18 protein-coding genes are annotated in these 18,867 nt (G+C 69.1%); 8 read left to right on the plus strand and 10 right to left on the minus strand.

Annotated features, from left to right (window positions below):
* Window positions 1–3: 3 nt before the first annotated feature.
* Window positions 4–762, plus strand: coding sequence for a potassium channel family protein (locus FHG71_RS10885; RefSeq protein WP_176559375.1), 759 nt, complete (start codon window positions 4–6; stop codon window positions 760–762).
* Window positions 763–990: 228 nt separating this feature from the next.
* Here FHG71_RS10885 and FHG71_RS10890 read toward each other — a convergent pair whose 3' ends face one another.
* Window positions 991–1,764 carry a ZIP family metal transporter gene (locus tag FHG71_RS10890; RefSeq protein WP_139081703.1) on the minus strand — a complete coding sequence of 258 codons (774 nt, stop codon included), beginning with the start codon at window positions 1,762–1,764 and terminating at the stop codon, window positions 991–993.
* 165 nt (window positions 1,765–1,929) lie between these two features.
* Between FHG71_RS10890 and FHG71_RS10895 the strand changes: the two genes are divergently transcribed.
* From FHG71_RS10895 to map, 3 genes are all read left to right on the plus strand, one after another.
* Complete coding sequence (locus FHG71_RS10895; protein WP_139081704.1) at window positions 1,930–2,493, plus strand: DUF1003 domain-containing protein; 564 nt, start codon at window positions 1,930–1,932, stop codon at window positions 2,491–2,493.
* Between the two features lie 600 nt (window positions 2,494–3,093).
* Complete coding sequence (locus FHG71_RS10900; protein ID WP_246045423.1) at window positions 3,094–4,824, plus strand: glycoside hydrolase family 2 protein; 1,731 nt, start codon at window positions 3,094–3,096, stop codon at window positions 4,822–4,824.
* A 130-nt stretch (window positions 4,825–4,954) separates the two neighbouring features.
* On the plus strand, window positions 4,955–5,704 hold the full coding sequence (gene map, locus FHG71_RS10905) for a type I methionyl aminopeptidase (protein WP_139081706.1): 750 nt from the start codon (window positions 4,955–4,957) through the stop codon (window positions 5,702–5,704).
* Window positions 5,705–5,774: 70 nt separating this feature from the next.
* Here map and FHG71_RS10910 read toward each other — a convergent pair whose 3' ends face one another.
* From FHG71_RS10910 to FHG71_RS10930, 5 genes are all read right to left on the minus strand, one after another.
* Complete coding sequence (locus tag FHG71_RS10910; RefSeq protein WP_139081707.1) at window positions 5,775–7,346, minus strand: GMC family oxidoreductase; 1,572 nt, start codon at window positions 7,344–7,346, stop codon at window positions 5,775–5,777.
* A gap of 18 nt (window positions 7,347–7,364) precedes the next feature.
* Window positions 7,365–7,886: a Twin-arginine translocation pathway signal gene (locus FHG71_RS10915; protein WP_139081708.1), complete on the minus strand. Its 522-nt coding sequence runs from the start codon at window positions 7,884–7,886 to the stop codon at window positions 7,365–7,367.
* Window positions 7,887–7,920: 34 nt separating this feature from the next.
* Entirely contained in the window at window positions 7,921–8,319 is a 399-nt protein-coding gene (locus FHG71_RS10920) for a VOC family protein (RefSeq protein WP_139081709.1), read from the minus strand.
* Window positions 8,320–8,421: 102 nt separating this feature from the next.
* Complete coding sequence (locus FHG71_RS10925; RefSeq protein ID WP_139081710.1) at window positions 8,422–8,715, minus strand: ribbon-helix-helix domain-containing protein; 294 nt, start codon at window positions 8,713–8,715, stop codon at window positions 8,422–8,424.
* A 680-nt stretch (window positions 8,716–9,395) separates the two neighbouring features.
* Window positions 9,396–10,487, minus strand: coding sequence for a cupin domain-containing protein (locus tag FHG71_RS10930; protein WP_425467345.1), 1,092 nt, complete (start codon window positions 10,485–10,487; stop codon window positions 9,396–9,398).
* Between the two features lie 89 nt (window positions 10,488–10,576).
* On the opposite strand from FHG71_RS10930, the gene FHG71_RS10935 reads away from it, so the two are divergent.
* Window positions 10,577–12,877 (plus strand): NADP-dependent malic enzyme, encoded by a 2,301-nt coding sequence (locus FHG71_RS10935; RefSeq protein ID WP_139081711.1) that lies wholly within the window; start codon window positions 10,577–10,579, stop codon window positions 12,875–12,877.
* 186 nt (window positions 12,878–13,063) lie between these two features.
* Here the strand turns inward: FHG71_RS10935 and FHG71_RS10940 are convergent, their stop codons facing one another.
* A complete protein-coding gene (locus tag FHG71_RS10940) occupies window positions 13,064–13,387 on the minus strand; it encodes a YnfA family protein (protein ID WP_139081712.1) in 324 nt (107 codons plus the stop codon).
* Window positions 13,384–14,148, minus strand: coding sequence for an NAD kinase (locus FHG71_RS10945; protein ID WP_139081713.1), 765 nt, complete (start codon window positions 14,146–14,148; stop codon window positions 13,384–13,386). The genes FHG71_RS10940 and FHG71_RS10945 overlap by 4 nt, the downstream gene beginning before the upstream one ends.
* Before the next feature lie 165 nt (window positions 14,149–14,313).
* Here FHG71_RS10945 and glyA point away from each other — a divergent pair, with 165 nt between their 5' ends.
* Complete coding sequence (glyA, locus tag FHG71_RS10950) at window positions 14,314–15,597, plus strand: serine hydroxymethyltransferase (RefSeq protein WP_139081714.1); 1,284 nt, start codon at window positions 14,314–14,316, stop codon at window positions 15,595–15,597.
* An 81-nt stretch (window positions 15,598–15,678) separates the two neighbouring features.
* The gene (locus tag FHG71_RS10955; protein WP_139081715.1) at window positions 15,679–16,440 is read left to right on the plus strand and encodes an alpha/beta fold hydrolase; all 762 of its coding nucleotides are present in this window, start codon (window positions 15,679–15,681) and stop codon (window positions 16,438–16,440) included.
* Here FHG71_RS10955 and FHG71_RS10960 read toward each other — a convergent pair.
* The gene (locus tag FHG71_RS10960; RefSeq protein ID WP_139081716.1) at window positions 16,437–16,937 is read right to left on the minus strand and encodes a pyridoxamine 5'-phosphate oxidase family protein; all 501 of its coding nucleotides are present in this window, start codon (window positions 16,935–16,937) and stop codon (window positions 16,437–16,439) included. The genes FHG71_RS10955 and FHG71_RS10960 overlap by 4 nt on opposite strands.
* 297 nt (window positions 16,938–17,234) lie before the next feature.
* Here FHG71_RS10960 and FHG71_RS10965 point away from each other — a divergent pair, with 297 nt between their 5' ends.
* The gene (locus FHG71_RS10965) at window positions 17,235–17,723 is read left to right on the plus strand and encodes a DUF3592 domain-containing protein (protein WP_139081717.1); all 489 of its coding nucleotides are present in this window, start codon (window positions 17,235–17,237) and stop codon (window positions 17,721–17,723) included.
* Window positions 17,724–17,778: 55 nt separating this feature from the next.
* Here FHG71_RS10965 and FHG71_RS10970 read toward each other — a convergent pair whose 3' ends face one another.
* Window positions 17,779–18,207 carry a hypothetical protein gene (locus FHG71_RS10970; protein WP_139081718.1) on the minus strand — a complete coding sequence of 143 codons (429 nt, stop codon included), beginning with the start codon at window positions 18,205–18,207 and terminating at the stop codon, window positions 17,779–17,781.
* Window positions 18,208–18,867 lie beyond the last annotated feature (660 nt).

Consider the following 18,867-nt stretch of genomic DNA (forward strand, 5'->3'; position numbering starts at 1 on the left):
CGCATGATCCCCCTGCTGCGCGAACTCTACGAAGGCCATTCCGACCGGGCGCAGCGCTTCCGGACCTGGCTCCTCGCCTTCGACATCGCCACGGTGGTCTTCATCGTCGCCACCTCCTTCAGCGAGCGGGGGGTGAGCGTCGAGATCGTCGACGCCGTTCTGGGCGTCGTCATCCTGCTCGATCTCCTGGCCCGCCTCGCCATCAGCCGGAACCGCCCGCGCGAGTTCCTGCGGCTGTCCACCTGGACCGACATCGTGGCCATCGTCTCGTTCCTCGCCCCCCTCACGGGCGAAGCGGGGGGCTTCCTGCGTGTGCTGCGGACGCTGCGCATCCTGCACACCTACACGCTGCTGAACGACATCCGCGACCCGCACCACCCGATCAGCCGCAACGAGGAGGTGATCCTCGCGGTGGCGAACCTCGGCGTGTTCATCTTCGTGATGACGGCCATCGTCTACGAGACGCAGCACCGGACGAACCCCGAGATCGGCAACTACGCCGACGCGCTCTACTTCACGGTGACGGCGCTGACGACGACGGGCTTCGGCGACATCACGCTGCCCGGCACCACGGGGCGGATGCTCACCGTGCTCATCATGATCTTCGGGGTGACGCTGTTCCTGCGGCTGGCGCAGGTGCTCTTCCGGCCCAGCAAGGTCCGCTTCGGCTGCCCCACCTGCGGGCTCCTGCGGCACGACCCCGACGCCGTTCACTGCAAGGCCTGCGGCACCCTCCTCAACATCCCCAACGACGAGAGCTGAAGCGCCTCGTGGTGTTCATTCGGGCCATGGCCCGCCACCACGGAGTGCAGCGCCATGGCGAGAGCGAAGACCAGCCGCCGCGCGGCTCGCCCCCTCGCGGCGCCACACGCGAAACCTGCGCGACCGACAGCCGGACGCTTTGGGCCGTTCCCCGGAGCCCCCACAGGAACCGGCATCGGTGCCGCAAGGACGGCCAGCCACCCGGCCGAGGTCATCGCGCCGCCTGCTTCAGCCTTCAAGCCCCTGCGACAGCCCCAGCGCCGTCAGGAGCCCCAGCACCACGAAGAGCCCCGCGAGGCCCTTCTCCCCCTCGACCGCCTCGGGGATCATCGTGTCGGCGACCATGGTGAGCAGCGCCCCGGCCGCCAGCGCGCGCACCCCGGCGACGACCTCGGGGCCCGCCCCGCCCAGAAGCCCCGCCCCCAGCGCCGCGGCGGCCCCGGACAGGACCGCGATGCCGCCCCAGAGCCCGAAGACATAGGCCGGGCCGCGTCCCGCCCTGCGCATGCCCGCCGCGCTCGACAGGCCCTCGGGCAGGTTGGACAGCAGGATCGCCGCCAGCACCCCCGGGCTCACCCCCTGCCCGTCCAGGAGCCCCACGCCCAGCACCACCGATTCGGGCAGCCCGTCGAGCAGCGAGCCCACGGCGATGGCGAGCGCCCCGCCCTGCGCCGCGTCCATCTGCTGGCCGCCCGAGCGCTTGCGGTGCCGCCCGGCCACCGACAGCCCCCCATGCGACACGAGCCAGTTCGCGGCCGTGTAGGCCAGCGAGCCCGCCAGGGCCCCCAGCACGACCGGGCGCAGGCTCGCCAGCTCCACGCCCTCAAGGATCAGGTCATAGGCCACCGCCGAGACCAGCACCCCGCAGCCGAAGGCCATGATCCCGGCCGTCACCCGCGCGGGCAGGCGGACGAGGTAGGCCACCGCCGCCCCCAGCACCAGCGCCGATCCGCCCAGCAGGCCCCAGGCGCCCGCCGCCGCCCAGACCGGGAGGCCGGTCATGCCGGGACGGGCAGGACGGGGGGACGGACGAAGGGTCGCATCGGTCGGACTCCGGAATGGCCGCCCTCAACGGCGCCGGGCGCGGGCCCGTTCCCGGACGGGAACAGCCCGGACGGCGGGCGGTTGAGAGTAGCCGGATTCCGACGCCGACCAGAAAGACCCCGCATGACCGCCTCGCCCACCGCCTCCCGCCCGACGCATCCGCCGCCGCACCCGCCGGGCCTCAGTTCGGTCCTCGAACGCAACATCCGCATCCTGGCCGAGCGCCGCCGGCAGGAGGAGGCCACGGCCAGCCTTCAGGCGCGCGCCGCCGAGGCCATCACCCGCTTCACGGGCTCGATGCTCTTCGTCTACCTCCACCTCGCCTTCTTCGGCTTCTGGATCGTGGCGAACCTGGGCTGGGTGCCGGGGGTGCCGCGCTGGGACGAATCCTTCGTGGTGCTGGCCATGTGGGCATCGGTCGAGGCGATCTTCCTGTCCACCTTCGTGCTCATCAGCCAGAACCGGATGCAGGCCGCCGCCGACAAGCGGGCCGACCTGGACCTCCAGATCAGCCTCCTGGCCGAACACGAGATCACCCGCCTCGCCACGCTGGTCGCCGCCATCGCCGAGCGGCTGGACGTGCACAGCAGGGCCGACCCCGAGATGGAGGAGATCGAGGAGAACGTCTCACCGGAGGCAGTGCTCGACCGCATCGAGGACCACGAAGCCGAGCACAGCGAAGCGTGATCGGCCGGGCGCTCGGAACCGCTGCGCGAACCCTGGGGATCGCCTATATCCATTCCCGGAAAGCGTCCCCGGAGGACCCGCCGTGACCCCAGGTTCCATAGCCCCCGATCCGGCTTCGCCACGCCCGCTGTGGTCCGCGCACCACGCCCACGAAGTCGTGAGGGAACTGTCAGCAGCGGCGAAAGAAAGTCTCTCGACGGACGCGATTGTCGCGTCTAAGTGCACGCCGGGCGGCGCCAATCAGCGATTGGTCCTGAACCCGGACAAATGCCGGAGACCGCAGAACCAGACCAGGGCACGCCGCCGTTGCGGGGTGGTCACATAAGTCAGCGGACGGAAACGCTGCCCCAAATTATCCACAATTAGACCCATAATAGGGTACAATCGGACAACAAACCGCCGCGGAAGAAGCGGTCGGGGACTCCGGTCCCTGCAGGAGCGAGGCGCACCATGAAGACCCAGGCCCTGGACTTCGGTCTTTCCCCACTGCCGGTCCTCTCTCGGGACACGGCTCCCAATCCCGCGCGCTTGCGGCGCGAGACACTCCCCCTGGACGGGGTATGGGCCCTTTCGGTGAATGGAGAACCCGCACAGCCCGTGATGGTTCCCTTCCCGCCGCAGGCGAAGGTTAACAATATCGTGATCCCCGAGGGCGAGGTGCACCTGCGCTACGCCACGACCTTCGAGCTGCCCTTCGCCTGGACCGGCGCGGTGCTGCATCTGGAGGGCGTGGATCACACGGCCGAGGTGCGGGTGAACGGCGTCCTCCTGGCGCGCCATGTGGGCGCCTGGGACCCCTGCTCGGTCTTCGTGCCCCGCTCGGTGCTGCGGCAGGGCCTGCTCGACGACACGACCATGCTCCACAAGCTGGAGGTGGACGTGACCGACTCCTCCCGCTCCCGCGCGATCCTGTCGGGCAAGCAGGAGCGCGAGCCCCGCGAGGGCGCGATCTTCTACGGCAACATGTCGGGCCTGTGGAAGTCCGCCTGGATCGAGCACGCGGGCGACGTGCGCCTCGGCGACATCCGCCTGACCGCCCGCGCCTCCGGCGATCTGTCCGCCGACGTCGAGATCGCGGGCGCGGCCGCCGGCCATTCCGTGATCCTCCGCCTCTGGCACGAGGACGGCGGCGGCCTCCTGCTGCGCGCGCCCGTCGAGGACGGCCGCGTCACGCTCGCGGGCCGCGTCGAGGACGTGCGCCCCTGGTCGCCCGCCTGCCCGAACCTCTACTTCGGCACTCTCACGCTCCTTGACGCGCGCGGCCGCAAGGTCGACGAGATCGAGACCTACGCGGGCTTCCGCGACTTCGTCATGCAGGACGGCTACTACCGGCTGAACGGCGAGCCCTTCTTCCTCCAGGGCCTCCTTAACCAGGCGATCTACCCCGACACGCTCTACACGCCCACCGACAAGCACACGCTCACCGACTACGAGCACACGCTCGACCAGGGCTTCAACGGAGAGCGGCGGCACCAGACCACGCCCCGCCACCGCGACCTCTGGCTCGCGGACAAGATGGGCTACTGGCTGTCGATCGAGCTGCCCTCGGGCCGCAACCTCATGGACGCCGAGGACCGCGCCTCCGCGCTCGACCAGTGGCGGCGGATCGTGTCGGCCTATGCCTGGAACCACCCGTCGGTGTTCTTCCTCGTCGCCGGCAACGAGGACTGGGGCCTCCTGGAGCACAAGCACCACGAGGTGGACGCCACGCACGAGGACCGCGAGACCTTCCAGTACGAACTGGGCGAGCTGACCGAATCCATCGCGCCTCCCGGCATGCCCTACGCCGCCAACGACGGCTGGCGCTGCGTGACCACCCGCCGGAACGGGCAGATCCAGAACCGGCTCGACCCCAACCGGCTGATGTTCAACATCCACGAATACGCCGACAACGCGCGGGTGAAGTCCCTTTACGGCCGCATCCCGCAATGGCCCGAGCCCGGCGTCTGGGGCAAGAATCCCCGGCACGTCTTCCACCCCAACGGCTACAGCTACGACGGCCGCACGCCCTTCGTGCTGTCCGAGGTGGGGGGCCGCGCGCTCCTGAACCGCCCCTCCAAGGGCGTCTTCGCCTATGGCCGCATCCACCGCGACCCCGAGACCTGGGCCGAGGAGCTGTCGGAGCTCATCCGCATCATGGGCGCGATGCCCGTCCTGCGCGGGGGCTACGTCCTGACCCAGACCCGCGACGCCGGCAACGACCCCGAGGACGAAACCTCGATGGGCGAGATCAACGGCGTCCTCGACGGCCACGGCCTCCTGAAATACGCGGGCGACCTCGTGCGCGAGGCCAACCGCGCCGCCCGCGCCTCCTGGGCCGAGGGACTGTAGGGCCCCGACCGGGACCGGACACGGCAAGGGGGGCGCGGGCGACCGCGTCCCCCTTTTTCTCATTCCGCGCGACAAGGCGCGTGGTCGGTGCTAAGGCCGGGCCCTCCCGCACGCTCCCCCGAGGCCCGGCATGACCATCACCCACGAAGACGAGCTCGACGGCCTCAAGGAGATCGGCCGCATCGTGGCCAACACGATGCAGGCGATGGCCAAGGCCCTGGAGCCCGGCATGACCACGCGCGAGCTGGACGGGATTGGCCGCGCCTTCCTCGAGCGCGAGGGCGCGACCCCCGCGCCCGAGGCGACCTACGGCTTTCCTGGCGCCACCTGCATCAGCGTGAACGAGGAGGTCGCGCATGGCATCCCCGGTGACCGGATCGTCGCGGCGGGCGATCTCGTGAACATCGACGTCTCGGCCTCGCGCGACGGCTTCTTCGCCGACACCGGGGCCACCTTCCGCGTGCCGCCCGTCCTCCCCTCGCTCGACCGGCTGTGCCGGGACGGCCAGCGGGCGCTCCAGATCGGCATCGCGCAGGTGGGCCACGACAGGCCGCTGGCCGGGATCGGCGCCGCCATCGGCCGCTTCGCCTCCGAGCGCGGCTACACCCTGATCCGCAACCTCGCCAGCCACGGCGTCGGCCGCGCCCTCCACGAGGAGCCCGGCGAAGTTCCGACCTGGCCCACGCGCGGCGACCGGCGACGGATGCACAAGGGCCTCGTGCTGACGGTCGAGCCCTTCCTGTCCAGGGGCGGGATCTGGGCGCAGGAAGGCGACGACGGCTGGACCCTCTACGGCCAGCCCCCCGCCCCGGTCGTGCAGTACGAGCACACCGTCGTGGCGACCGAGCGCGGCGCGATCGTGGTCACGCGGCCGGGCTGACCGAACCGGACATGAAAAAGGGGAAGCGGCACCCCGCTCCCCCTCTCGGACCCGACCCCTGGGCAGGGGATCAGATCATTCCGGCCGCCATCTCGCGAGCGATGTGGTCCGCCTGCCGGATCGCCAGCGCCACGATGGTCAGCGTCGGGTTCTCCGCCGCGCCCGTGGTGAACTGCGACCCGTCCGACACGAACAGGTTGGCGATGTCGTGCGTCTGCCCCCAGCGGTTCACCACCCCGTCGCGGGGGTTCTCGGACATCCGGTTGGTCCCGAGGTTGTGCGTCGAGGGATAGGGCGGCGTCGGATAGGTCTGCGTGGCCCCCACCGCCTCGTAGATCGCCCGCCCGCGCGCATACGCATAATCGCGCATGGCCACGTCGTTCGGGTGGTCGTCGAAATGCACGTTCGGCGTGGGCAGCCCGTACTGGTCCAGCACGTCGGCGTTGACCGTGATGCGGTTCGTCTCCTGCGGCATGTCCTCGCCGACGATCCACATCCCCGCCATCCGCTCGTAGCTGTCGAGCGCCGACGTGAACTCCCGCCCCCAGCCGCCGGGGTTCAGGAACGCCGCCATGAAGGGCAGGCCCAGGCTCAGCGTCTCCAGCTCGAAGCCGCCGACGAACCCGCGCGACGGGTCGTGCCGCGCCTCGTCCTGGACGATCCCGGCCATGGTCGTGCCGCGCCACATCTTCACCGGCTTGTCGAACACGCCGTAAACCGACCCCGTGACGTGCCGCATGTAGTTGCGCCCGACTTGGCCACTGGAGTTGGCGAGCCCGTCCGGGAACATCGCCGAGGCCGAGTTCAGCAGAAGCCGGGGCGACTCGATCGAATTCCCTGCCACGCAGACGATCCGCGCCGCCTGCCGCTGCTCCTGCCCCTCCGCGTCGAAATACACGACGCCCGTGACCTTGCCCGCGTCGTCATGCTCGATGCGCGCGACATGCACCCGCTCGCGCACCTCCAGGTTGCCCGTCTCCTCGCCCAGCGGGATCTCGGTGTAGGCGGTGGACCACTTGGCGCCCCACTTGCAGCCCTGGAAGCAGAAGCCCGTCTGCTGGCAGGACATCCGGTCGCCGTAGTCGATCGAGTTGATCGCCATGCGCCCGGTGTGGACCTCCTTGTAGCCCACCGCCTGCGCGCCCTTCTCCAGCACGAGGTAGTTGTTGTTGCCCGGCAGCCCCGGCAGGCCGTTGGTGCGCGTCACGCCCATCTTCGCCTCGGCGAGCGTGTACCAGGGGTCCATCTCCTCGGCGTCGATGGGCCAGTCGATCAGGTTGGCCCCGTCCACGCGGCCGTAGTTCGTCAGCGCCTTCCATTCGTGCGGCTGGAACCGCAGCGACGCGCCCGCCCAGTGGGTCGTCGTGCCGCCCACCGCCTTCACGATCCACGCGGGCAGGCCCGAGAAGTCGCGCGCCACCCGCCAGTCGCCGCTCGTCGTCCGGGTGTCCAGCCACGCGAGCTGCCCGAAGCTGTCCCATTCGTCGTTGATGTAGTCCTGCGGCAGGTAGCGGCCGCCGGCCTCCAGCGCCACCACCTTGATGCCCTTCTGCGCCAGCTCGTTGGCGAGCGTCCCGCCCCCCGCGCCGGTGCCGATGATGACGACGACGCTGTCGTCGTTCAGGTCGTACTTCGCAACCATGTCGAACGCCTCCCCGCGTCAGAGCCAGTTGATGTCGTTGAAGCCGCGGTCGATGTAGCCGCCCAAGCTGAAGCTCTCGCCCTCGTAGCCGAAGAGCGGCCAGATGGCCTTCTGGTTGTACAGGCCCGTGACAAGGCCCCCCCGCACCGTCTGGAAGAAGGGGCTTTCCTCCATCCCGCGCAGGATCTCGACCCGGTCCCGTTCCCAACCGGCGCCCAGATAGCTGGCGTGCCCCTTGCCCTGCGCCGCGGCGTCCAGCGCGGCGATCCCGGCCTCGACCATCCCGGCCTGCTCGGCGGTGTCGTAGCCCTTGACGGCCACGACGTAGAACTCGTCCGCGATGCGGTCGTGCGGGTAGATGTCCCGCGCCATCTGCACCAGCGTGGCCATGGTCTCGGGCCTCAAGGCCGTCACCTCGACGGCCCAGGCGGCGGACTGGCCGGTCACCCAGCTCGTCCCCACAAGGAAGCTCCCGCCCGCCACCAGGCTGCGCGAGATCAGCTCGCGGCGCGAAAGGCCGCGAGGGGTTGTGGTCGTCATGATCTCCTCCCTCAGATCATTCGGATATGTTCGTTCAGCGGTAGCGGCCGGCCTTCTGCAGGACCTCGATCTGGTAGCCGTCCGGGTCGGCGACAAAGAAGAAGCGCGCGATGGGCTCGCCCCCGTCGGGCGAGAAGCTCACGAGCTTGCGGGGCCCCAGGCCCGCCTCGGTCATCCGCGCGTGCTCGGCCTCCAGGTCGTCCACCACGAAGGCGATGTGCCCGTAGCCGTCGCCCAGGTTGTAGGGTTCCGTGCGGTCCTTGTTGACCGTCAGCTCGACCTCGAAATCGGCGTCGGGGCTGCGCAGGTAGACCAGCGTGAACGTCTCGAAGTCGAGCCGGGTATCGATCGTCAGCCCGAAGGCCTTCTCGTAGAACTCGACCGAGCGCGCCTCGTCCAGCACGCGGATCATGGAATGGATCGCCTTGGCCAACCGGCCCTCCTCCTCGTCTCGTCCGTTCGGACTTCCTGCGCAGCCTGCGCGAGATCGGAGGGGCCGAGGTAGTAGAGTGCTACTACATGACCGATTTGTGACCTACTCGGCCGCCATGGCGTAGACGGGCTCGTAGGCGTCGCGGCTGGCCTCCACGAGGCAGGCGCAGCGCAGGAGCGAGGCGAAGTTCGGGGCCTGCCCGTGGATCGCCAGCACCTCGTCGTGCAGCCGCGACACGAAGGCCGGGGTCGTCACCCCTTCGCGCGCGGCCATGCGGTCAAGGATCTGCCAGAAGCTGCGCTCCAGGCGGATGCTGGTGGAATGTCCATGAAGCCGAAGCCGGCGGGTGACGGGCTCGTAGTTCTCGGGTGGCTGGCCGGAAAAGATCTGGCACATGGCTGGTCCCTCCTGTCGTCTCCTGCCTTCTCCAAGCCACAGCGAGGCGGACCCTGTCCATGAAAATCTCGCCCATCGGGCAGGATTCCTCGCGCGCGACGGATCGCTCCGCCATGCGGTCCGGGTCCCGCCGGTCTCGGGGCGCCCCTCCCGATGCCTCTCCCAAGACGGGCGCCCACCGCGCCCGTCCCTTCGCCACGGGGGTGTTGCGCGAATCGGGGGACCACCGCGCGGTGGTGCAACGAACCGTTAACCTCGTCCTGCGACGCTCCTCTCCACGAGATCAGGAGCGGCACCTTCCGCCCCGACGCCGGCCCCCGGACCACCCGCACGGGTGCAGGGCCGCGACCGGGGCCGGGGGGCACGGGAAGGCCGCTCCCCTCCCGGGCTGCCCTTGGATGGCGGGTGCCCATGCGGCTCGTGAGCGTCGTCCATGTCCGGGACCGGTTCCCCCGGGCGAGAGGCTCTTTAGGGGGCGGGACGAGCGGCAGCACCTCCGGAGAGAGTCCGGTGCCCCGTCCGGTCAGGCATCGCGCCCCACTGGCACAGCTCCCCCGGAGCCCCGGCCAGCCGCCGCGCGTCGTGGACGCGCCCTCCGCGCCCTGGGACTGGCCTCCCCGGCGCGGCCTCCGGGTCCGACGCCCGCGTGCCCCCAGGCGCAGGCGTGACCGCCCGGATATCTACTCCGCCGCGCGCGTGGCAAAGCGTCCGGGCAGGCTCACCTCCAGGATCTCCAGGTCCGCCGAGGGCCCGGCCCATCTCGTCGCCATCCCCGGCGGGATCACGAAGGCGTCGCCCGCCGTCAGGCCGAAGGGCTCCTTGCCCTCCCCCTCCAGCGTGAAGCCGCCCTTGATGACGAAGCCGAACAGGATGTCCCCGTCATGCGCCACCCATTCGGGCTCGCCCGCGCCCGGCCGCACGACCATCACCCCCGCGACGCCCCTGGTCGCCTCCGCGATCGTGGTGTCGCGCGCCTCGTAGCCCGCCAGCCGGAAGGGCCGCCACTCGGCCCCTTCGGCCCGGTTGTGGACGAAGCGCTGCCCGTCCCATTCCCGCTCGGGCCGCTCGACCGGCGTCGGCAGCGTCATCTCGTGGTCGATCTCGGTGACGTGCTCGGCCGGGACGCCGATCTCGATGACCTCGATCCCGTCGCTCGCCTCTACCACCCGGTGCCGGATGCGCGGCGGCTGGATGAAGCAGTCCCCCGCATTCAGCCGCCGTAGCCCGCCCTGGTCCTCGTAGAGGACATCCACCCAGCCCCGGATGCAGAAGATGAGCTGGAAGCCCACCTTGTGGAAATGCACCATGTCCGGCACCGGCCCCCCGTCGGGGATGCGGATGTGCGAGGCGATCATCGCGCCCCCCAGCCGCGACGGCACGAGGTCGCGATACTGCATCCCGGCCCGGCCGATCACCCAGGGCGCCTGATCCGCCAGCCGCCGCACGACAAAGGCGTGCTCGGTCGCGGGCAGCACCAGCGGCGGGTTCAGCTCATCGACCTCGACCCGCGTGCCTCCCGGCGACACCAGCGCCCGCTCGCCGCCCGCGAAGCCCGCGTCGTCGGTCAGGAGCCGCAGCACCCCCGGCTCGCCCGGCTTCTGCTCCAGCCGCACCCGCAGCCCGTGCCCCGAGAACACGGCCACCGCCGGGTCGTCCGCCGGATAGATCATGTCGAGCCGCATCCGCAGCACCTTGCTGAAGAACGGCAGGTCCGCCCGAAGGTCGGTGGTGGGCAGTCGCGCCTCGGCGCGGATCTCGGTCATCTGGGTCATGATGGGCCGAAGCCTGCGGGGGCCACGGCCCGTTTGCAAGCCCCGCGCTTCAGGCCTAAACCGGCGAAAACGAGGCAGGGAGGGGCAGCATGCCCGACGACGGCAAAAGGGTCCCCGACGACGGCAAGGAGGCGCTCCGCCAGGCCGCGCTCGACTACCACCGGCTGCCCCGGCCCGGAAAGCTGGAGATCCGCGCGACCAAGCCGCTGGCCAACGGCCGCGACCTCGCCCGCGCCTATTCCCCCGGCGTGGCCGAAGCCTGCCTGGAGATCCGCGCCGACCCGCAGACGGCCCGCGACTACACCGCGCGCGGCAATCTCGTGGCGGTGGTGTCGAACGGCACCGCCGTGCTGGGCCTGGGCAACATCGGGGCGCTCGCATCCAAGCCGGTGATGGAGGGCAAGGCCGTCCTCTTCAAGAAGTTTGCCAACATCGACTGCTTCGACATCGAGCTGAACGAGTCCGACCCCGAGAAGCTCGCCGACATCGTCTGCGCCCTGGAGCCCACCTTCGGCGCGATCAACCTCGAAGACATCAAGGCCCCCGACTGCTTCACGGTCGAGCGGATCTGCCGCGAGCGGATGAACATCCCCGTCTTCCACGACGACCAGCACGGCACCGCCATCGTCGTCGGCGCCGCCACCACCAACGCCCTGCGGGTCCTAGGCAAGCGGTTCGAGGACATCAAGGTCGTCTCCACGGGCGGCGGCGCGGCCGGGATCGCCTGCCTCGACATGCTGCTCAAGCTGGGCGTCCGGCGCGAGAACGTCTGGCTCTGCGACCTCCACGGCCTCGTCCACCACGGCCGCGAGGCCGACATGACGCCCCAGAAGGCCGCCTACGCCCAGGGCACCACGCCCGCGACGCTCCTGGACGTGATCGGGGGCGCGGACATGTTCCTCGGACTGTCCGGCCCCGGCGTCCTCACCCCCGAGATGGTCGCCCGGATGACCGAGCGCCCGATCATCTTCGCCCTCGCCAACCCCACGCCCGAGATCCTGCCCGACCTCGCCCGCGAGGCCGCCCCCGGCGCTATCATCGCCACCGGCCGGTCGGACTTCCCCAACCAGGTCAACAACGTCCTCTGCTTCCCCTTCATCTTCCGCGGCGCGCTCGACGCGGGCGCGACCACGATCAACGACGAGATGAAGATCGCCTGCATCGAGGGCATCGCCGACCTCGCCCGCGCCACCACGAGCGCCGAGGCTGCCGCCGCCTACCACGGCGAGGAGATGACCTTCGGCCCTGACTACCTGATCCCCAAGCCCTTCGACCCGCGCCTCATGGGCGTCGTCGCCACCGCCGTGGCCCGCGCCGCCATGGAGACCGGCGTCGCCACCCGGCCCATCGCGGACCTCAAGGCCTACAAGGACCAGCTCGACGGCTCGGTCTTCCGCTCGGCGCTCATCATGAAGCCGGTCTTCGAGGCCTCGCGCCACGCCGCCCGGCGGATCGTCTTCGCCGAAGGCGAGGACGAGCGGGTGCTGCGGACTGCCGCCGCCATGCTGGAAGAGACCGACGACAAGCCGATCCTGATCGGCCGCCCCGAGGTCATCGACGTCCGCTGCCGCCGCCTGGGCCTCCCCATCCGCCCCGACCGCGACTTCGAGCTGGTGAACCCCGAATCCGATGCCCGCTATCGCGACTACTGGGGCACCTACCACGAGCTGATGGCCCGGCGCGGCGTCACGCCCGAGGTGGCACGCACGACGATCCGCACCAACACCACCGCCATCGGCGCGATCATGGTCCATCGCGGCGAGGCCGAAAGCCTCATCTGCGGCACCTACGGCCAATTCCTCTGGCATCTCAACTACGTGCGCCAGATCCTCGCCCGCGACGGCCTGCGGCCCCAGGGCGCGCTGTCGCTGATGATTCTGGAGGACGGCCCGCTCTTCATCGCCGACACGCAGGTCCACCCGGACCCCACGCCCGAGCAGGTGGTCGAGGCCGCCATCGGGGCCGCCCGCCACGCCCGCCGCTTCGGCGTGACACCCAAGGTCGCGCTCTGCTCGCACAGCCAGTTCGGCAACCTCGACACCGCGTCCGGGATCAAGATGCGCGCGGCCATGGAGCTTCTGGACCGGCGCGAGCCCGAGTTCGCCTACGAGGGCGAGATGCATGTGGACGCCGCGCTCGACCCCGAGATCCGGGCCCGCCTCCTGCCCAACGGACGCCTGGACGGGGCTGCGAACATCCTGATCTTCGCGGGCACCGACGCGGCCTCGGGGGTGCGCAACATCCTCAAGGCCAAGGCCCGGGGGCTGGAGGTCGGGCCGATTCTGATGGGCATGGGCAACCGGGCGCATATCGTGACGCCCGCGATCACCGCACGCGGCCTCCTCAACATGAGCGCCATCGCCGGCACGCCCGTCCAGCACTACAGCTGAACGGGCGGCACCGGCGGGAGCCGGTGTAAGGTCATCGCTCTCCGTCCTTGGCAGGTCCCGGCCTCGTCCAGGCTTTGGCATGGTACGGGACCGATGCAGCGCAAGCGGGGCGAGGCCTAGAACCCGGCTCTTGGGACGTCACAATCGGCCGCTGTCGTCCTGCGCGCCACCAAGATCCCAGAGCCCTCAGCCGCCGCGGGGCCCCCCGAGGATGAGCGCGGCGCCCGCCAGGACCAAGGCCCCGCCCGCAAGATCCCACCGATCAGGCCGCTGCCCCTCGACAGCCCAGAGCCAAAGGACGGATGCCGCGACATAGACGCCCCCATAGGCCGCGTAGGCGCGCCCTGCGAACGCCGCCTCGGACCGTGTGAGGAGCCAGGCGAAGCCGAGCAGCGCCAGCACGCCCGGTCCCAGCCACAGCGCCGAGGCCCCGCCCCGCGCCCAGGCCCAGACCGCGAAGCAGCCCGCGATCTCCAAGAGCGCCGCGGCCGCGTAGACCGCCAGCGTCACGCGAACTGCTCGCGGATCAGCCGCTCGTCGAGGCCATGGCCAGGATCGAACAGGAGATGGTGCCGCACGGCGGGTTCGGAGGCGACCTCGACCCAGGCCACGTCGCGCACGGGGCGCGAGTCGGCGTCGGCGCGCACGGGTCGCTTCGCGGCCTCGATCACCTCGAAGCGGACCACGGCATCCTTGGGCACCAGCGCGCCGCGCCAGCGGCGAGGGCGAAAGGGAGCGATGGCCGTCAGCGCCAGGACCTCGGCCCCGATGGGCAGGATCGGCCCATGCGCCGAGTAGTTGTAGGCCGTCGATCCCGCCGGCGTCGCCACCAGGGCGCCGTCGCAGACCAGTTCTTCCATCCGCACCTTGCCGTCGACGGATACGCGCAGCTTCGCGGCCTGCGGCCCGGCACGCAGAAGCGAGACCTCATTGATGGCGAGCGCTTCCTGCACCTCGCCGGAGAGCGGCGCCGCCCGCATCCGCAGCGGATTGACGACCGCATGTTCGGCGCGGGCCAGCCGCGCGGGTAGGTCCCCCTCGCGATAGGCGTTCATCAGGAAGCCCACGGTGCCACGGTTCATGCCATAGACCGGGATCTCCCGCCCCTCCACCGCGTGGAGGGTCTGGAGCATGAAGCCGTCGCCGCCCAAGGCCACGATGACCTCGGCCGCTTCCAGCGGGACGTCGCCGTAGCGGGTCGACAGTCGCTCACGCGCGTCCCGCGCCATGGGGGCGTCGCTCGCCAGGAAGCAGATGCGAAGCGCGGTCATGCGCCGGACGGGCCCCCGTAGGTTTCCTCGGGGTTGTCCGCCGGCACGATCGGAAAGGCAAGCACCCGATCGGCGGCGTCTCCGGGCCCTCGCGCGTCGTTTTGCGCCTCGCACCGAAGGAGATGCGGAGCTAAGGAGGCGGCAACCCGCCCGAAAGGATGCTTGATGCTGGACCAAGGCTTCTTCGACACCTCCCTCGCCGCCCGCGACCCCGAGATCGCTGCCGCCATCGCGCAGGAGCTTGGCCGCCAGCGCCACGAGATCGAACTCATCGCTTCCGAGAACATCGTGAGCCGCGCCGTGCTGGAGGCGCAGGGCTCGGTGATGACCAACAAGTACGCCGAGGGCTATCCGGGCAAGCGCTACTACGGCGGCTGCCAGTTCGTGGACATCGCGGAGACCCTCGCCATCGAGCGGGCGAAGCGGCTCTTTGGCTGTGGCTTCGCCAACGTGCAGCCCAACTCCGGGTCGCAGGCGAACCAGGGCGTCTACACCGCGCTCCTACAGCCCGGCGACACGATCCTGGGCATGAGCCTCGATGCGGGCGGCCACCTGACCCACGGCGCCAAGCCCAACCAGTCGGGCAAGTGGTTCAACGCCGTCCAGTACGGCGTCCGGCGGCAGGACTCGCTCCTCGACTACGACCAGGTCGCGCAACTCGCCGAGCAGCACCGCCCGAAGGCCATCATCGCCGGCGGCTCGGCCATTCCCCGCGTTATCGACTTCGCCCGGATGCGCGAGATCGCCGACAGCGTCGGTGCCTACCTGATCGTGGACATGGCCCACTTCGCGGGCCTTGTGGCGGCGGGGCTCTATCCCTCGCCCTTCCCGCACGCCCATGTGGCCACGACGACCACGCACAAGACGCTGCGCGGCCCGCGCGGCGGCATGATCCTCACCAACGACGAGGACATTGCCAAGAAGGTCAACGCCGCCATCTTCCCCGGCATCCAGGGCGGGCCGCTGATGCACGTCATCGCCGCCAAGGCGGTGGCCTTCGGCGAGGCGCTGGAGCCCTCGTTCAAGGACTACCAGCGGCAGGTCGTGACCAACGCCCAGGCTCTCGCCGACGAGCTGATGAAGGGCGGTCTCGACATCGTCACGGGCGGGACCGACACGCACCTGATGCTGGTGGACCTGCGGCCCAAGGGCGTGAAGGGTAACGCCACCGAGCAGGCTCTGGGCCGCGCGCACATCACCTGCAACAAGAACGGCGTGCCCTTCGACCCCGAGAAGCCCACCGTGACCTCGGGCGTCCGCCTGGGCAGCCCCGCCGCCACCACGCGCGGCTTCGGCGAGGCGGAGTTCCGTCAGGTCGGGAGCTGGATCATCGAGGTGGTCGATGGCCTCAAGGCCACGGACGGCCAAGGCGATCCGACCGTCGAGGCCAAGGTGAAGGCCGAGGTCGAGGCGCTCTGCCAGCGCTTCCCGATCTATCCCGGCCTTTGAGCCCGTCCGTCCGGCGCCACCCTGCGGGCGTGGCGCCGGACCCCCTGGAGCCGGCCCCCGGTCCGGGCTAGAGCAACGCTCATGCTGAACGTCGTCCGCCACGGCTCCCCCACCGACCACCCTACCCTGCTCATCGCCCACGGCCTGTTCGGGTCGGCACGGAACTGGGGCGTGATCGCGAGACGGCTGTCCGACAGCCGCGAGGTGCTGGCCGTGGACATGCGGAACCACGGGCAGAGCTTCCACCATCCGTCGCACGACTACCCGGCCATGGCCGCGGATCTGGCCGAGGTCATCGAGGCGCAGGGCGCGCCCGTGGACGTGATGGGCCATTCCATGGGTGGCAAGGCGGCGATGGTGCTGGCGCTGACGCGGCCGGAGCTGGTGCGGAAGCTCGTGGTGCTCGATATCGCGCCGGTCGCCTACGGGCACACGCAGCAGCCGCAGATCGAGGCGATGCGGCGGGTGGATCTCGCCAATGTCACGTCGCGGAGCGAAGCGGAGGCGCAGATGAGCGCCGATCCGGCCATCGCGCCCTTCCTGCTCCAGAGCCTCGACCTGTCGGAGCGACGCTGGCGGCTCAACCTCGATGCGTTGGAGGCGGCGATGGACGCCGTGATCGGCTTCCCCGAGGTCGAGGGCGCGTTCCCTGGCCCCACGCTGTTCCTGTCGGGCGAGGAGTCGTCCTATGTCCTGCCGGAGCACCGGGCGCGCATCAAGGCGCTGTTCCCGGCCGCCCGCTTCGCGCGGGTGAAGGGCGCGGGGCACTGGGTCCACGCCGACCGTCCCCGAGAGGTGGAGGCGGCCGTGCGGGTGTTCCTCGACGCCGGATCGGACGCCTAGCGGAGGCTGACCTCGGCCACGTTGTCCTGGTAGTCCTTCTTGGGATCGCGGCCCAGGATCGACAGGAAGCCCGCGACCAGCGAGGAGCCGTCCTTCCAGACCTTGGCGTGGCTCACGTCCATGCGCAGCAGTGCCAGCTTGGGGTCGTCCTTGCCGTGCTCGTACCAGGCGGCGGCGTAGGGGTTCCAGAGCTTGTCGATCATCGCCCGGTTGTTGTCGACCGCGAGCTGGCCCGAGACGGTGGCCCAGACGTCGTGCCCCTTGGAGACGAAATGGAAGCTCGCGTCCTTGGAGCCCTGCCCCAGATGTTCCACGAGATCGGATTCGGTGTTCCCGAAGAACCAGATCGGCCCGTGGTCGTCGTCGTCCGCGAGCTGGGCGGTCATGGGGCGGGACTCGATCTCGGACCCCAGGCCCAGCATCACGGTCATGTCCTTGCGCAGCGCGGCCCAGAATCGGGCCTCGATCTCGGCGTCCTTCTTGGGATCGTCGGTCATGTGGGCATCTCCCTTCGATGTCGGCGAAGCAACGGAGGGACGCGTGGGCGGGTTCCGTCCGGCGGCTCGGTTCGGTCATGGGCGCGATCCTCCTTTCTGCGCCCGTCGCGTGGGGGCCCTGCTCCGAGGACATCCCGGAGCGCATGAGGGAAGGATCGCCGCCAAAGGTTAACAAATGGTAGGACCACCGAACGGTCCTCCCCCGATTCGCGCAACACCCGCCGGGTATGGCATTCCCGACTGGGGCCGCGCGCCCGGACGTGGCATCCCCCTGTCATCGTCCACGGAGGATTTCCAATGATCGTCGATTACTTGAAGAAGGGCGGTTTCGCCGCCCTGATGCTGGCCACCGTTGCCTTGGGCGGGGCCACGCTCTGGACCGACGCGGGCGCGACGGAGCGGGCGCTCGACGACCACGGGGTGACGACCCGCGCCTATGTCGTGCAGAGGCAGCCCGCCGCCGAGGGCACGGAGGCCCTGCCCCGCGTGACCTATCTCTACCGCTCCGGTCCCGTGGACGGCGCGCAGAGGACGCACCGCATCGCGCACGAGGTGCCGCAGGCCGTCTATGACGAGGCCCGCGTGGGCGAGCGCGTCGAGATCCGCTACCTGCCCGAAAGCCCTGCCATCGCCGAGGTCCATGCGGGCGAGTTCACGGACGGGCGGACGTCGCTGGACGTGATGGCGCTGGTGGCGGCGCTGGTGGCGGCGCTGGCCGCGGCGGGCGTCGCGGTCGGCGGGCTGGGACTGGCGCGGCGGCCGGGGGTGGTGGCGCGGGCGGCCTGAAGAGATAACGGGACGGAATGAGAGCGGCGCGGTCCGAGTAGGCCGCGCCGTTTTGCTAATCGTCTGCTGCGATGTTCGAGTAGTCTAAGCCATAATTAACAGCGATAGCTGCTAATCTACGCGCCTTTTTCCTTCTCTGACTGACACCATGGGGGCTGAAGTCGGCAAGAGAGTGAGCTACGTTATCATCGCTAGGATCCGTACTGCATTGTATTTCTTCATTTACGAAATCACTTGCATGCACACCACAAACGCCGCTAGATTGCTCTCCACCCTTCACATATCGATCATAGGTCTCTTTAGGAGTCGACAGCTTTGCCCTATCGACACTCAACTTGAAGTTATGCTCCTCGGAAGGGAAGAACGCAAGACTATTGATTTTTCCGTTATGATAGTCTGTATGGTGCAGCGCCTTAAGAAGGCGCTCCTCGCCATCAATCGGCTCGTTGGGAAGAATGTTGTAGACCGCTTTAGTCAATTTCACACCACTCCCTTCACAAAGTCATCAAGGTCAACTAAATGCGACAATAGTTTCGGCGATAATCCGAAGAATATCTGCGACCTAGGATCGCCGTCCGAGTCATCGAATGCCTCAAGCATAATTGATCTCGCAGTAATCATTATCACCGCCTCGATGTTGCCGCGAGTTATCTCAATATTTAGGCCGCCCTCCAGCGTAGGAAAAACAGCCGCGTCAGAGTAGATTGCAGTTACAAATCCACCCAGATCTCTTGCAAAGTGCACAGCTTGGGCCTGGATGGCGACGCCTTTACAATTCCTCCAGCCATCTTTTAGACAGGACAACTGCTCTATTCTGTTCGTGTATATGTCATGGTCCCGAGTTTCTTGTAGAACTGTGATACTCCGCCCTGTCTCCACAGAAATAATGGAGCCGGAAGGCGAAGTTTTTGCATGCACATCGAAGTTTACAAACTTATTGAGAGCGCCGCGAAAGTCGCGCCGAAGAACGCTGCGCTCGACGGGGTAGCTGAAAGTTCCATGTTCCGAAAGTATTCTGACCTTTTCAGATGCATCATCGATTGCCCTTACAATACCGATACCTTGGATGTCCTTAGGCTCAGGACCTGTAAGCGCTCTGGCGTTTCAGCGGCTTAGCTGATTCATCCGGCCCGACTTCGGAGGG

The sequence above is a fragment of the Rubellimicrobium roseum genome (genome assembly GCF_006152145.1).
Classification (GTDB): domain Bacteria; phylum Pseudomonadota; class Alphaproteobacteria; order Rhodobacterales; family Rhodobacteraceae; genus Rubellimicrobium; species Rubellimicrobium roseum.

What these genes read in the sequence shown, in the direction of transcription:
- FHG71_RS10885 (WP_176559375.1), top strand. Translation starts at nt 4, where the DNA reads ATGATCCCCCTGCTGCGCGAACTCTACGAAGGCCATTCCGACCGGGCG.
- FHG71_RS10890 (WP_139081703.1), bottom strand. Translation starts at nt 1,764, where the DNA reads ATGACCGGCCTCCCGGTCTGGGCGGCGGCGGGCGCCTGGGGCCTGCTG.
- FHG71_RS10895 (WP_139081704.1), top strand. Translation starts at nt 1,930, where the DNA reads ATGACCGCCTCGCCCACCGCCTCCCGCCCGACGCATCCGCCGCCGCAC.
- FHG71_RS10900 (WP_246045423.1), top strand. Translation starts at nt 3,094, where the DNA reads ATGGTTCCCTTCCCGCCGCAGGCGAAGGTTAACAATATCGTGATCCCC.
- map (WP_139081706.1), top strand. Translation starts at nt 4,955, where the DNA reads ATGACCATCACCCACGAAGACGAGCTCGACGGCCTCAAGGAGATCGGC.
- FHG71_RS10910 (WP_139081707.1), bottom strand. Translation starts at nt 7,346, where the DNA reads ATGGTTGCGAAGTACGACCTGAACGACGACAGCGTCGTCGTCATCATC.
- FHG71_RS10915 (WP_139081708.1), bottom strand. Translation starts at nt 7,886, where the DNA reads ATGACGACCACAACCCCTCGCGGCCTTTCGCGCCGCGAGCTGATCTCG.
- FHG71_RS10925 (WP_139081710.1), bottom strand. Translation starts at nt 8,715, where the DNA reads ATGTGCCAGATCTTTTCCGGCCAGCCACCCGAGAACTACGAGCCCGTC.
- FHG71_RS10930 (WP_425467345.1), bottom strand. Translation starts at nt 10,487, where the DNA reads ATGACCCAGATGACCGAGATCCGCGCCGAGGCGCGACTGCCCACCACC.
- FHG71_RS10935 (WP_139081711.1), top strand. Translation starts at nt 10,577, where the DNA reads ATGCCCGACGACGGCAAAAGGGTCCCCGACGACGGCAAGGAGGCGCTC.
- FHG71_RS10945 (WP_139081713.1), bottom strand. Translation starts at nt 14,148, where the DNA reads ATGACCGCGCTTCGCATCTGCTTCCTGGCGAGCGACGCCCCCATGGCG.
- glyA (WP_139081714.1), top strand. Translation starts at nt 14,314, where the DNA reads ATGCTGGACCAAGGCTTCTTCGACACCTCCCTCGCCGCCCGCGACCCC.
- FHG71_RS10955 (WP_139081715.1), top strand. Translation starts at nt 15,679, where the DNA reads ATGCTGAACGTCGTCCGCCACGGCTCCCCCACCGACCACCCTACCCTG.
- FHG71_RS10960 (WP_139081716.1), bottom strand. Translation starts at nt 16,937, where the DNA reads ATGACCGACGATCCCAAGAAGGACGCCGAGATCGAGGCCCGATTCTGG.
- FHG71_RS10965 (WP_139081717.1), top strand. Translation starts at nt 17,235, where the DNA reads ATGATCGTCGATTACTTGAAGAAGGGCGGTTTCGCCGCCCTGATGCTG.